This window comes from Bacteroidia bacterium, from assembly GCA_033391075.1.
In the GTDB taxonomy this organism is placed as follows: domain Bacteria; phylum Bacteroidota; class Bacteroidia; order J057; family J057; genus JAWPMV01.
In genome coordinates, this window is sequence record JAWPMV010000001.1 from 4140199 (window position 1) to 4154978 (window position 14780).

Annotated in this window: 11 protein-coding genes; 6 read left to right on the top strand and 5 right to left on the bottom strand. The window is 42.1% G+C overall.

Annotated elements, in window-relative coordinates; translation table 11 throughout:
- Positions 1–10: 10 nt before the first annotated feature.
- From R8P61_16500 to R8P61_16510, 3 genes are all read left to right on the top strand, one after another.
- Complete coding sequence (locus R8P61_16500; protein MDW3648669.1) at positions 11–1075, top strand: purine nucleoside permease; 1065 nt, start codon at positions 11–13, stop codon at positions 1073–1075.
- Between the two features lie 11 nt (positions 1076–1086).
- Positions 1087–1884, top strand: a complete 798-nt coding sequence (locus tag R8P61_16505; protein MDW3648670.1) for a hypothetical protein — start codon at positions 1087–1089, stop codon at positions 1882–1884.
- 280 nt (positions 1885–2164) lie between these two features.
- Positions 2165–2935, top strand: coding sequence for a hypothetical protein (locus R8P61_16510; protein MDW3648671.1), 771 nt, complete (start codon positions 2165–2167; stop codon positions 2933–2935).
- Positions 2936–3216: 281 nt separating this feature from the next.
- Here R8P61_16510 and R8P61_16515 read toward each other — a convergent pair whose 3' ends face one another.
- Positions 3217–4062 (bottom strand): S1-like domain-containing RNA-binding protein, encoded by an 846-nt coding sequence (locus tag R8P61_16515; GenBank protein MDW3648672.1) that lies wholly within the window; start codon positions 4060–4062, stop codon positions 3217–3219.
- 253 nt (positions 4063–4315) lie between these two features.
- Here R8P61_16515 and R8P61_16520 point away from each other — a divergent pair, with 253 nt between their 5' ends.
- Positions 4316–7138 carry a TonB-dependent receptor gene (locus R8P61_16520; protein ID MDW3648673.1) on the top strand — a complete coding sequence of 941 codons (2823 nt, stop codon included), beginning with the start codon at positions 4316–4318 and terminating at the stop codon, positions 7136–7138.
- Positions 7139–7229: 91 nt separating this feature from the next.
- Positions 7230–8030, top strand: a complete 801-nt coding sequence (locus R8P61_16525) for a DUF5995 family protein (protein MDW3648674.1) — start codon at positions 7230–7232, stop codon at positions 8028–8030.
- On the opposite strand, the gene mgrA is transcribed toward R8P61_16525, so the two are convergent.
- The 4 genes from mgrA to R8P61_16545 form a co-directional block, all read right to left on the bottom strand.
- Positions 8027–9025, bottom strand: coding sequence for an L-glyceraldehyde 3-phosphate reductase (gene mgrA / locus R8P61_16530; protein ID MDW3648675.1), 999 nt, complete (start codon positions 9023–9025; stop codon positions 8027–8029). The genes R8P61_16525 and mgrA overlap by 4 nt on opposite strands.
- Before the next feature lie 44 nt (positions 9026–9069).
- Complete coding sequence (locus R8P61_16535; protein MDW3648676.1) at positions 9070–9819, bottom strand: MBL fold metallo-hydrolase; 750 nt, start codon at positions 9817–9819, stop codon at positions 9070–9072.
- A gap of 109 nt (positions 9820–9928) precedes the next feature.
- Positions 9929–11791: a PKD domain-containing protein gene (locus R8P61_16540; GenBank protein MDW3648677.1), complete on the bottom strand. Its 1863-nt coding sequence runs from the start codon at positions 11789–11791 to the stop codon at positions 9929–9931.
- Positions 11792–11995: 204 nt separating this feature from the next.
- Positions 11996–13285: an FtsX-like permease family protein gene (locus R8P61_16545; protein ID MDW3648678.1), complete on the bottom strand. Its 1290-nt coding sequence runs from the start codon at positions 13283–13285 to the stop codon at positions 11996–11998.
- Between the two features lie 121 nt (positions 13286–13406).
- On the opposite strand from R8P61_16545, the gene R8P61_16550 reads away from it, so the two are divergent.
- Complete coding sequence (locus tag R8P61_16550) at positions 13407–14717, top strand: DUF1343 domain-containing protein (GenBank protein MDW3648679.1); 1311 nt, start codon at positions 13407–13409, stop codon at positions 14715–14717.
- Positions 14718–14780: the final 63 nt, after the last annotated feature.

Genomic DNA, 14780 nt, shown 5'->3' on the forward strand with positions numbered 1-14780 from the left:
AACAATACCTATGAATCGCTACATCCCATTTTTCCTGGCATTTCTTTTTGCCGCTTCCTGTACCTCCCCTCAAAAAACCGAAAAACTTCCCGTCAAGCTGGTACTCGTTTCCATGTTCGAGAAAGGCCAGGAAACAGGAGATTTGCCCGGAGAGTTTCAGTATTGGGTAGAAAGACTGCCCTTGCAGGATAGCCTTGCTTTTCCTCAGGGCTACAGACAATTGAGGTACAATCCGGACTTGCAGGTATTGGGAATTATGACCGGAGTAGGAAACATCAGAGCTGCAGCTTCTATTATGGGCTTGGGGATGGATGAAAGATTTGATCTTAGGGATGCCTACTGGTTAGTAGCAGGTATTTCCGGAGTTGATCCCGAGGATGCTCCTACTGGTTCGGCAGCCTGGGCAGAGTGGTTGGTCGATGGAGATTTGTCTCACCAGATCGATGCGCGTGAAATTCCGGAGGATTGGACAACCGGCTATTTTCCCCTAAGGAAAACAAAACCCTACGAACAACCCAAGCAGGAAGATGATGAAGGTGCAGTAGCGAGACTCAATCCTCAAATGGTTGACTGGGCCTATCAAATGACCAAAGATATCGAGCTGGCTGACAACGAAAAGATCAAAACCATGCGCGAGCAATATACGGGCTATGCGGTTGAATCAATGAAACCTATCGTAATGAAAGGAGACCAATTAGCGGCCAGCACCTATTGGCATGGAAAGCTATTTAATGAATGGGCAAATGACTGGGTGAAGTATTGGTCGAATGGAAAGGGAAACTTTGTCACTTCTGCTATGGAGGAAATGGGGACCTATCATGCCCTGGATAGATTGGAGAAAGCCGGAAAAGTGGATAAAGAACGTTTACTCGTTCTCCGCACTGCCTCCAACTTCACCATGCAATGGCCTGGCATCACCGCTCAGGAAAGTATTGCTGGGGAAAAATTGGGCAAAGGATATACCGCTTATATTCCTTCTCTCGAAGCTGCTTACCAGGTGGGGAGTCCTGTTGTACTTGAGATTGTCAACAATTGGGATAAATACAAAGACCAGCTGCCAGGTACAGCTCAGTAAATACTCCAAAAATGAAAACCCTCTATTTCATAGTATTCTCGATTAGCCTCTTGTTTTTATCCTGCGAAGGCCCGAAACCTAAAGATATCCGCAATGAATATCTAAGGAATAATCTTTCAGATGCAGATTATCAAAAAGGGAAAGAGCTTTTACATAAAATGCAAGAGGCTTATGGAGGTAAAAATAACTGGCTGGACAAAAAGCAAGCTCGTTTTGTCCAAGTCGCAGACTGGTATGGAAATAATATAATTGGTCGATGGGATACCCTGCCACAGATATTTGAGATGATATCTGAGTTGGGTGAAGATAATAGTTCCCTGATCCTGAAAAATGGGCCTACACAAGGTACTTATTGGGCCATAAAAAATGGAGAAACCTTTAGCAAGGAAGAAGGAAAGGAAGTGAAAGAAGAGAATGAAACCATGAAGGATAAGCTCCTGTTCAAAAACTATTGGTTCCAGTTTCCCTTTAGAATATCAGAGGCAGAACATATCATCTATGCTGGTCAGGAGAAAGTGGGTGAAAAAGATTATGAACTCATTTATGCCATTTGGGGCAGTGAAGAAGCAAATGCAGAGTATGATCAATTTATTCTATACCTTGACCCTGCTACCTTTTTCATAGAATACCTCTATTTTACCGTAAGAGATAAAGCAAGGATTCTGGCATTATCCGCTCGATTCGATGACTTTAAATCTATCGATAATATTAGCCTTCCCCATAGTCAATTCGTCACCAAAGGTAAACCCGGGGCAGATGGCCTGAAGTTCCATGAAAACCATTATTTGGAAATCGAGTGGCTTCCCTAATTAGTAGATTTTTACACTTTTTTTTATCCCCATGTTGACATAGCTAGTTGCTTTGGGGTCTTATCCTATTGAGAGGATTTATCCTCCTTAGCTATCGTACACATTTCAATCAACCCTCTAAAACACCCTGCCGGTCATTACAGGACTGACCCTCCAGCAATAGTGGATATTTCTGGCTGATCCACCATATACCTATGCCAGGCGCGAAACTGAAAAGCGCATGAGAAAGAATTACCGAGTTAAGGAAAACACAATAACACAACTCACAATGAATGTAAACATGAAAAAGAACCTAATTATTACCCTAACAGCCACCATACTACTCACGATCTCTCCCCTATTTCAGGCTTGTAGCCAGGAAGAAGTGGGAATTGAACAAGTTCGAAATGAAGAAATCTTGCTATTTCAAACAGAAATACAAGAGCTCTTTTCTCATGTAAGTGAAGCTATGCGAGGAAATACAGCGAACAAGGCCTCCAAGCTCAAGGAAGTATTTAAAAATGTCTTGTGGAGTACATACGAAAGCCAGGATTCCTTCGACAGCTTTGACCTGCAATATAAAAGAATGAGTACAGGCTCCAGCCTAACTAAAGCTTCAGAATATACAGAGCTCCAGAAGCTCATTTATTCTTTTGATACCTATGAAGAAGCTGTTTCTAAATTGAACCAAAAACTGGAAGAAGGGCAAGGTAACGAAGTAGAACAGCAAACTTATGTTGTCATGATAGGAATCCTAAATCTATTCAATGAACATCCAGACGAATTTGAAAAATTCTTCCGCACCAAGGGGGAAGGAGAAAAAAGAGCCAAAAAATGTGGTTGGTGGGAATCCTGGGGAGAATGTGCTTCAGGAATTATAGGGGGAGCCCTTGAAGGAATAGTAGGTGGATGTACAAGCGTTGGAGGAACAGCAGCAATTGTCGGAGCGATTGGAGGCCCATTTACTGCCGCAAAAGGAGCGGTTGTTGGCTGTATTGGTGGCGGAGTGGTAGGTGCTGTTTATGGAGGCTTAAATGGTGCGACTGGCAATTGTGATGGTTGCGGCGAATAAATACCCTAATTATGGAGAAATTCAATAAAATTACCCGCGTATTCATATTTTTTGCTTACGCAACTTCCATTTTACATTTCATCAATGATTTTCAGGAGCAGGTTCCGCTTATAGGAAACTATGAAGGTTGGAGGTTTTATGCAGGTCTAATCAGCCTCTTCTTTAACTTACTTCTCATATCTAGCCTTCTCATTTTTTTTAAGCGAATATTCACCTGGGCCTGGCTAGAATCATAATTTAGATGAAAGGGAGTAAATCTCAGAAAATGAGAGGTAGTCTCTTTAGTCTTTGCTCAAGTAAATCCCATCGGATTTCAACTCAATCATTCTTTGTTTGTAAAGAGATCCGATGGCTTTTTTGAATAGTTTTTTGCTGATCCCAAATTTCTGACGAATAGCATCAGGATCACTTTTATCCGTAAAAGGTAGAAAACCCTCAGCTTTCCGAAGAGCACTAAGGATCAGATCGGCATTAGGTTCGATACTGGCAACACCTATGGGTTCCAAACTGATGTCCAGTTTCCCATCTTCGCGGACCTGTTTTACATAGCCTTTGATTTCCTGACCGAATGCCAATTCCCGGAATAGTTCATTATTAAAAATGAGGCCTTTATAAGCTTGATCGACAATAACACTGACACCCATATCACTTTTTCCACGGACAATCAGGTCTACTTCCCGTCCTCGGGTCAAAACTCCCACAGGACTCTCTTTCAAAAAAGAATCAATTCGACTGCTAGCAACCAGCCGATCACTCAGATTGTCCTTGTAGAGATAAACCAGATAAGATTTATTCTGCTGCATCTTATTCTTCTGGTTTTTAAAAGGAACCATCAATTGTTTCTCCACCAAACCCCAATCTAAAAATGCACCCACATTATTCACTTCCGCTACTTTGAGATAGCCAAATTGATTCAAAATCAATAAAGGTTCCTCTGTAGTGGCCACTTTGCGATCCTGGGTATCTCTATAAACAAAGACCCGAACCATTTTCCCAGGTTCCATCTCTTCCAATAAATACTTATTGGGAAGCAAGACTTCTTCCTCTCCGTCTACAGCCTTGAGGAATAAACCGACCGGGCTGCTCCGATTGATCAATAAATCCTGGTAAATACCAATTTCAATCATATCATTTTCATCAAAAGCCCTGCAAGTTGCCAAAAAAGCCCAGCAATGCCAATCTTCTTGCCCGCTTCAACCCTTATTCATTAACAATATTTTAACCTTTTCTTTAGAATTCAGCATCATTATATGAATTACCTTTGGTCCAGTTCGATCTGTTTTGTGAATGAAACTATTGGGTTCAAACGTGGAAAAAGGAGTTGAAGCAAAATTTTTATTGACTCCTCTTTTGTAAGTTTGTTGTAAGCCCTTAGTATTTATGAAATCCCCACATTTACTACTTGTCTTTTTCTTGCTGTCCTTTTCTCAACTTCTTTTCGCCCAAAAGAGTTCGCTTGAGCTTGTTGGGAAAATTATCGATGAGGAAAATCAGCCCCTGAAAGGAGCTACTGTTGTAGTCCTTAATGCTGCTGATTCTATTATGGTCAGCTTTGCCCTTTCCAATAAAGATGGAAGCTTTAAATTTCGGCGCATCCCTGTCGGGGAATACCTTTTACAGGTAACCTTTATTGGATACAAAAAGATTTCTCAGGAACTGAACATCGATCAGATAGATCAGGAAACAAGAGATATCGGTACCATATTAATGGAAGAACAGGACCTGAGTTTGGATGAGGTAGCTATAGAAGCCGAGCAAACTCCCATTCTCCTAAAAAAAGATACGGTAGAATACAATGCCGGCTCATTCAAAGTGCAGCCCAATGCAGCCGTAGAGGATCTCCTGCGAAAATTGCCGGGCGTAGAAGTAGAACGAGATGGAAGTGTAAAAGCACAAGGTGAAAATGTCCAGAAAATTCTGGTAGATGGTAAGGAGTTTTTTGGAGATGATCCCACCATTGCCACTAAAAATCTTCCAGCCGATGCAGTAGACAAGGTCCAGGTTTTTGATAAGAAATCAGAAATGGCCGAATTCTCGGGAATTGATGATGGAGAGCGAAATAAAACCATTAACCTCAAACTAAAAGACGGAAAGAAGCAGGGAGCTTTCGGAAAGATCAGAGGAGGATATGGAACAGAAGATCGATATGAAGGGAATTTCAATATCAATCGTTTTAGCAAAAAGCTTCAGCTTTCAGCCCTGGGTATGTTCAACAATACCAACCAACAAGGCTTCTCTTTCAATGACTATATTCAGTTCATGGGAGGTCTGGGCAATATGATGTCATCTGGCGGCGGAGGAGGAGGAGGAGGAATGAGCCTCAGCATAAATGGCGGAGGCATGGGTATTCCTCTGGGCATGAATCAGGCAAATGGCTTTACCACTACCAATGCAGGAGGGATAAATTTCAACTATGACTTCAATAAGAAAACCGAATGGCAAAGTTCCTATTTCTACAATGAAGTGATCACAGATCTGGATCGAAGTACCAATCGCCAGAACTTTATCAACGATGGAGACTTCTTTACCGAAGAAAAGCAGCTACAGGAAAGCAGAAGCAAAAATCACAGGTTCAATTTCAACCTCAAACATAAAATTGATTCTAGCCAGAACCTCATTTTTCGGGGAAACATTGGTTTCAATGATGGGAGCGTGATGAATAATAGCGAAAGACTGACCCTCAATACAGAAAGAAATCCGGAAAACAACAGCCTTCGGGATAATACCTCTGAGGGAAATCAATTGAATCTTTCAGGCACCCTAATTTATCGCAAGCGCTTCCAGAAGAAAGGAAGAACCTTTAGTACTTCATTGAGTGTGAGTGATAGAGATAATGATCAGGAAGCTTTTATCAATTCGATCAATAGCTTTTTCGATCCTAATCCCTTGTTCGCATTTGTGGATACCGTAAACCAAAGTCAATTTCAGAATACGAAAACTACCAATTATAACCTCAGGCTAAACTATACAGAGCCTCTTTCAAAGGGCCTTTATTTAGGACTATCAGCTTCCCATAGAAACAATCAGTATGACCTGATCAGGGATGTATTTGATTTCGATTTACGGAACCTTGATCCCTGGGTAAGAAATGAGATTTTGAGTAATTTTTATGACTCTGATTATCGATACAATCGCTTTGGGACCGACCTCAGGGTCAATAAGAAAAAGCATACGATGAGTATAGGAGTAGATGGCCAGCAGTCTTCTCTTAAAGGTACTCCCGGAAATACAGGGCTTCCCATCAACCAGGAATTTTATGCCCTTTTGCCCAAAATGAATTGGAACTGGGACATCGCTACAGCAGAAAATCTGAGTTTCAACTATCGGACAAATCTTCGCGAGCCCAGTCTGGAACAATTACAACCGATTGTTGACAATAGTGATCCCCTCAGTATTTATGAAGGAAATCCCAATTTGAGACCTGAGTATTCTCATAATGCCAGCCTGCATTATATGAAATATGACCAGTTCAGTTTCACCAGCTTTATGGTGATGGTCAATGCAACTTATACTCAATTTAAAATCACCAATGCCAGATTTGTAGATAGTCTCTTCAGGCAGATAACCTCACCAGTCAATGTGGATAATGATCTTCGGGTAACCACTTACCTGAACTTTAGTACTCCGATCAAACCTTTGGGGATCAAAATTGGCTTAAATGGAAATGTAACTGCCATGCGTAGCTTCCTCTTCCTCAATGAAGTTGAGAACCTCGTAAATCGTCTCAACAGCTCTGTGGGGCTTCGTATCGACAATCGCAACAAAGACGTCATTGATATCAGTGTGGGAGCTACTTTCGGCCATAATCTCACGGATTACTCTGTGAGTAGTGAATTGAACAGAACCTTTCTGAATCAGAGCTATAATGCGACCCTCATTCTCAACCTCGGCAAGAGCTGGAATGTAGAAACAGATATTGACTACAATATCTACACAGATGATGAATTTGGGCAACAAAGTATTCCCCTTTGGAGAGCCAGCATTTCCAGATTTATCCTAAAAAACAATCGAGGTCAACTCAAACTCTCTGCCTTTGATATGCTTCAGAGAAACCTCGGATTTAGTCGAAATAGTAACTTCAACTACATAGAAGAAATAAGTACCGCCACCCTAAGTCGCTACTTCCTGCTTAGCTTCACCTACTCCTTATCCAGAGTAGGCTTGAAAAGCGAGGGTCAGGGAGGAGGCTTTATCATGCACTAAACTTAATATCAGATATTCCAGGGGGCAGTTTTCACTGCCCCTTTTTCATTCATGTAAATTATTTCTACCTTTTGCTGTATTTGGAAAAGCTATGAGTAATTCAGCCCTAAAGCCCATCTACATCAATCGCGAAACCTGTAGTATTGATGAAGTGATCGATCAATTAGGTCGGATCATAGACTGGGCGGAAGAACAAAACAATCCCCTTGGCTTCTTTCCGGCTCTTTATCAAGCCGTTACTATCCGAGTTGCAAATGGAATCAAAATCCAGCGATTTGCAGATGGAGGAGGCATGGAAAAGTTGGACGTAGTATTTGCCAATCGCTATTTTGAAGCCCTTGATCGGTACCTCAAAAGTGAAAAGACTACCCAATCCTGGAAACTGGCTTTCGATCAGCATCAGAGAGATGACCTGATTGTATTGCAGCATCTTTTACTGGGGATCAATGCACATATCAACCTGGATTTAGGACTATCAGCAGCCAAAGTTGCTAAAACTGCAGGTCAACTGAAGCAGGTAGAAGCTGACTTTCTGGAGATAAATTATTTATTGCAGGAGATGATCGAAGAGGTTCAAGATAGATTGAATACCTTTTCCCTGATTTGGAAGTCAGCTGATTTCCTTCTGGGCAAAGCAGATGAGCTCATGGCATCCTTCAGCCTAAAAAGATCACGGAAATTAGCCTGGAAGATTGCTGAGGAGGCCTATTTACAGGCCGATCCCTACGCTCCCAGTTTCATAGCAAGTATGGACAGAAAAGCAGAGAAGATGGGCAAAGTTATTTTATCTCCTCCCAACTTCATGCTTACGACCGGACTAAGACTTATGGGCAAATTTTCCTTTACAGATGCTAATGCGATTATCTGTGAACTCAGGAAACCCTATGACTAAGGCTTATTTTTTAGTATTCCCTCTATCTCATCCAGCTCTGCCTCAGAAAAAGATAAATTGTTTAGACTATCCAGAGAGTTAGCCAATTGAGCGGGTCTACTTGCTCCTATCAAAACAGAGGTAACTCTATCATCTTTCAACAGCCAGGCAATGGCCATCTGAGCAAGACTTTGCCCCCTTCTTTCTGCTATGGCATGCAGGGCTCTTATTTTTGTAAGAACCTCCTCATTGACTTCATCTTTTTGCAGAAAACCATGCGATTTTCCTGCACGTGAATCTGCCGGAATCCCTTTCAAATATTTATCAGTCAGCAGGCCCTGAGCAAGAGGAGAAAATGGAATGCATCCTACTCCTTTATCTTCCAATACATCTAACAAAGCCTCTTCAACCCATCTCACCAACATAGAATATTTGGGTTGATGGATAAGACAGGGAGTTCCCAGGCTATCCAGGATTTCCACAGCTCTTTTCGTTTGCTCTGCATCGTAATTAGAGATGCCCACGTAGAGGGCTTTCCCCTGCCGAACAAATAGATCCAGGGTGGCCATGGTCTCCTCCAATGGAGTTTCCGGATCAGGTCTGTGAGAATAAAAAATGTCAACATAGTCCAGTCCCATTCTCTTGAGACTTTGGTCCATACTGGCAACCAGGTATTTCTTAGAGCCCCATTCTCCATAGGGGCCGTCCCACATGAGATAACCGGCTTTAGAGGAGATGATGAGTTCATCCCTATAAGAACGAAAATCTTCTTTCAGGATGCGGCCGAAGTTCTCTTCCGCCGAACCAGGAGGTGGACCATAATTGTTGGCCAGGTCAAAATGGGTTATTCCACGGTCAAAAGCCATTCTGAGCATGGCTCGACTATTTTCGAGTACATCTACATGACCGAAATTATGCCAGAGTCCCAGAGAGATCGCTGGTAATTTCAGGCCACTGTTTCCACAACGACGGTATTGCATCGTTGCATATCTTTGAGGAGAAGCTTGGTAGTTCATAAGTAATTTTCTTATCGGAAGATGAGATATTTCCCTAAGAAAAACTACTTTTCCGGATACCAATTTCGCAATCTTACCTCAACTTTTTCATTGCCACTATTGACGAGTTTTTTAAAGGCTTCTACATCACTGAATTTTCCGCCGCCACCCCGATAATGAAAAGGGTATACAATTTTGGGAGAGAATTCAATCACAGCGCTGGCAGCGGCCTCGACATCCATCGTATAGGGCAAGTTCATACAAACAAAGGCATAATCAATGTTCTTCAGGGCTCGCATCTCCTGAATATCCTCGGTATCTCCAGAAACGTATAGTCTTTTTCCTCCGATGGTAAGCACATATCCATTCCCTCTACCTTTGGGGTGGCGAGAATCAGCTGTTTCAGGAAGGTTGTACATAGGAATAGCCATAATTTCTATTCCCTGGGTCTCCATTTTGGAACCATTGGATAAAGCAAAATCAGAAGCATAGCTTAAGTCCCCCAGTTTATCTATGACGGCTTTAGGAGCAATGATTTGTGCTTTGGAAAGATCCAGTTTCTCCAGGGTTGATTTGTTCAGGTGATCCCCATGGATATCTGTTATCAATACCAAATCCGGCGCTTCAAAATTCTCGAATTTTTCCGGACCACCATAAGGATCTACATATACCGTCAATCCGTTCCATTCGAGTACCATAGTTGCATGGAGAACCGGATGGATTTTCAGGCTCCCCTTTTCCGTTTTATGCTCATCTGTTTGGGCAAAAAGCAGGAAGGGGATACTTAGTAGTAATAGCGCGATCAATCTTTTCATATCTGTTAATTTGAATTAGCTTTTCGGAAGGGAATTAATTTCCCCTAAAAAAAGAAACTGATTTGAGAAAAAATGTTCCCAAATCAGTTTCAGATTTATCAGATTACCATTACTGCAAACACTGCAGCACAGGATTGGCATGCATGGATACAGCAAGTATCACTGCCAGTACACCCATAGCAATAAAAATCGCTATCTGAGTAATCGTATGCTTGTCCTTACATCTCCGCTGATAATAAATAGCGGTTATAATGCCGAGAAATAGCATAATGAAGAATAAAGGAAGATAGCTTTCGAAACATTCGCCGATCAAGGCGGAGAAGATGGAGGAGCCAATCAAGCCTGTCGCGAGGATTAATAGGATATTGCAAATCCGGGGTCCACAAGCAGATTTTTTCCCTAACACAGCCCAGATAAAACCCAGGATCATAGTCGCAAACGCAAGGACAATTGTCCAGGTGTACATATGATCTGTGGGAGCACCTTCTATGGCTTGCCCCATATTGACACCGACATAGCAGGTAATAACAGCACCCATGAGCATGGTAAATAACAAAGCCAGCACATATGGGAAGGCTTTCATGTACCAGGGGCAGGTGTCGGCTACCAAACCAGGAACATGAACACAAATATCGGATTCTCCTTTACACGTACCAGGCCCTACGGTATCCAATGCTATAATTACCGGACGATTGTCCTCTTGCTCTCTTTTCAGAACCAATGTAAGTTCCGGTCCATCCGTAACTTTGATTTGTTCTTTACCTTCATCCTCCCACGACCAGATAAATTGTCTGGGGGAAGCACCGGTAAATGCGGCTTTGATGGTAAATTGAACATGACTATCACTAAGTTCCCTTTTATCGGTCTGTTTGACTTCTCCAATAACCGGACAATCAACAGGCGAGGGATCGAGCCTTACACTGGTGATTACTGAGCTTTCACAAGTTTCAGGTCCTTTACCATCCACGCTCACCTGATGCGTAGAAAAGTCATCTCCATTTTTATAGGTATGTGTGGCTTTTAATCCATCCGGTCCTTTCTTAACTACTTTATCACTTCCATCTCCAAAATCCCAGGTATAAGTAAGGTGAGGATTGTCAGCTTTTTCCAGAGTCGCAACAAAATCAATGGTAGTTTCCTTTTTGTCCTGGGATTTTTCACGCTTAGTTTCTTCTACGCTCTTTAGAGCTGGATGCTCTCTTCCCGGAATCTTTATCCCTATCGATTCCGAATCTCCACATGGACCAGGTCCTGAACTTGTTACACTGACCGTAAATCTTACGTCATCACCAAAAGGTCTTTCATAGGTATGCTTTACTTCTGGTTTTTTGGTTTTGATAGGATCACTACCATCGCCCATATTCCAGGTAAATTCTTCTATTCCTTCTCCTTCGACCCGTAGGTGAAAGCTTGCATTTATAAGCTTGTCATCCGGATAACTGTAGGTATAATGAGAGAATCTGATTTCCGGACAGTCCTCAACAATATGAATCTCATTGGAGCTATGCGGGAAGAAAGATCTTTTAGCTTTAAAATTAGTTAAGAAGGTCCAACCACTTTCGCCAAAATTGCGTTCATCTACATACTTTTTCCTAATCTCAGTTGGAGCATTTGCCATTTGCTCCCAATTATCCCCAATCATTTCATTCCCTCCACTTAAGCCAAATCCTTTACTTGCATCCAGTGCGTCTCCAAATACTTTGGAAATTTCGACTGCATTATTGCCTTTGTCATCTTTTACCCTTTTTGCAAAATATCCCCCTAATACCGTGAACTCTCCATCGGGTCCTTTTAGGGCAGTATTTACCAGGGTTTTCCCGAGGATAGCAGCAGTATCTATATCATTTTCAGTAGCGCCCTTGTGGGTAGAAAAGACGACGCCATATCTTTCAAATCCTGGCCTCTCTATGGGACCGGATCTTAGATTGAATTGCTCCAGTAAAACAGGAGGAGGAACAAGAGATTTTCTCATTTCTTAGAGTTTAAGGTGTTTCAATACAAGAGATTGGGAAAAGCATTCTAGGTGACTATTTTTAATATGGGCAAAAAATTTCATAATTGCCAAAAATAAAGCCCTCCATATATCCGAAATAGCGGAAAATTACTAGAAGCTATACTACTGAAAACCCTTAATAGTCAGGGAGAAAGGAAATAAATAGCAGGCTGTTTATAATGCTTAGTCGAAACGAATTGCCTTCAAAGGACTGATTTTATCAATCACCAGGGTAGGGATAAACATGAAAATGGTACTGATTAAAACAACCGCCAGATTTACCGCAAAAAAGCTACTCCATTCCCAGGAAACAGGCACCGTATCGATAAAGTAATCTGCCTGGGGAATTTTCAACCAGGAGAAGGTGTATTGGGACCAAAGGAGACCTAATCCCAAAATATTGCCAAATATGACTCCGAGGCTAATGAGGAAAAAGGCATTGAATATAAAAAGTCTTTGTACCCGTCCGGAAGACAAGCCAAGGGCCTTCAATATCCCGATGGTCTTGGTTCGCTCTATAATCGAAATAAGAATTACGCCCGTCATATTGATGATAGCCACAACCACCATGAGCCCCAGAATGACCCATACATTCTGGTGTTGGAGATTTAACCAGTCAAAAATCTCGGGCATTATATCTGTGATTGCTCTGGCTTTTTGATCTATTCGAGCCACTTGTGTAATCGAGTCTGTGGTCTGTATCAGATTTGAAGGCTCTCGTTGGACCAGCGGAAGGCCACTCAAATTGAGTTTGTAGGGTTCATAATTATCAAAACTTTTGAGGTCCACTTCCAAACCTGAGACCTGATTATCCTCCCATTTCCACACCTGCCGCAATCGATCTATATGACAAATCATAAATTGATTGTCAAACTCCTCCATACCGGTTTCATAGATTGCCGCAACTTTAATGGTTCGTATCAATTTATTGCCGGTTCGGGATTGAAAAATCAGGCGCGCCCGATCTCCAACTTCCAGCCCAAAGTTCTGAGATTGTTTTTTCGAAATGACTATATCCTTGGAAACAGAAGAGCCCGAATAGTCGGGTATTTCACCTTCCAGCAATACTGATTCTATATATTTCCAGTTATAAGCAGAATCCACTCCTTTCAGCATTATGCCATCCCAGGACTCTGAAGATTGCATGACCGCAACATGGTGGATGTAGGGACTCACAGATTCAACATTGGAAACAGAAAGAATAGAATCCCGCAAACTCTCGGAATAGGTAATGGGCACAGCTTCCATGATTTTATGCTTATCCTCCAGATAATGAGTAAGCACCACATCCGCGCTAAAGCCAACAACCTTCTGTTGAATTTCCGTTTCAAAGCCAGTAACTACCGACAAGGCAATCTCCATAGTAGCCGTAGCCAATGCTATACTTAAAATGTAAAGCTTGATTACGAGACCCGTTGCAGCTCTTTCACTACCAAAGGTCATTCTGCGGGCAAAGAAGTATTCGAAATTCAAAAGATATCCTTTATCGTTGAGAGCAAACTATTAGTTGAATAAATGCGAAAATCATTCCCGGGCTAATTTTTGCTCCTGTAAATTATTGTAAATTTAGCCTTTCAATTTATTTCGTGCACAAATGGAATCCGCCAAATATACCAAAATAAGCCTCATATTACTTGTAACGATCACTTGTTTTCTAAGTTTCGCTTGTGAGGGAAGTGGCCAGAATAATTCTTCTGCCGAACAAAAGGCTGTAGAAATGAGGGAAGGAGAACAAGTAGACGAGCAAAGCAAGCGCAGAGCCGCACTCAAAACAGGTCCTGAAATGCTTTTTGAGCAGCATTTGGCTAAGCTTGAGGGGAAATCCATCGCTGTTGTAGCCAATCATACCTCCCAATTCCGCAATGGAACCCATCTAGTAGATAGCCTCATAAGTACAGGAATAAAGGTCGAGAAAGTTTTTGCTCCTGAACATGGATTCAGAGGTACGGCAGATGCTGGAGAAGCGGTAGAAAGCGGTAAAGATGCAAAAACAGGTCTTCCTATCATCAGTCTTTACGGTAAAAATAAAAAGCCGAGTAAAGAACAGATGGAAGGGCTGGATATGGTCATCTTTGATATTCAGGATGTGGGTTCTAGACATTATACCTATATCGGTACCATGACTTATGTGATGGAAGCCTGTGCAGAGAAAGGCATTCCTATCATGGTTCTCGACCGTCCCAATCCCAATGGCTGGTATGTAGATGGTCCGGTCTTGAAAGCCGGAAACAATTCCTTTATCGGCATGCACGAAATTCCCATTGTCCATGGAATGAGCATCGCGGAATATGCTAACATGGTCAATGGAGAAAACTGGCTAGCAGATGGCCTAAAGGTAGAACTCGAAGTGGTTCCCTGTGAAGGCTACGTACATAGCATGCGCTGGGAAGATACCGGTCTGGACTGGATTCCCCCCTCTCCTAATCTCGGTACTGAATACAGCGCATATTTATATCCGGCCATTTGTTGGCTGGAACCAACTCCAGCCAGTGTAGGAAGAGGAACACATGATGCCTTTACTATTGTAGGTGCCCCCTGGTATACACCCGCAGCTGGCAGCTACAAAGGCCTGGAAACTGAAGCCTATAGTTTTACCCCTGTTTCTTTAGCAGGCAAATCAAAATACCCCAAGTTTCAGGATGAAACCTGTAAGGGGATAAAATTCTCGAACCGAGTTTCAGGCAAAGCCCTCCTGATTGCAGGTATAGAAATTATAAAAGAACTATACGCACAGGCACCCGATAAAAAAGCCTTCTTCAAAAAAGGGTTTAACAAATGGCCGGGAAGCGGTGAATTTCAACAACAACTGGAATCTGGAGTACCAACAGAAGAAATTTATACTTCCTGGCAGGAAGAGATTAGGGCATTTCAGCAGATTAGAAACAAATATTTGCTTTATCCTTGATCCTGAGGCAAGTTTTCGGCAATAAAGGACATTTTCTAAGCTTGATCTTAGGCTATCCCTAAT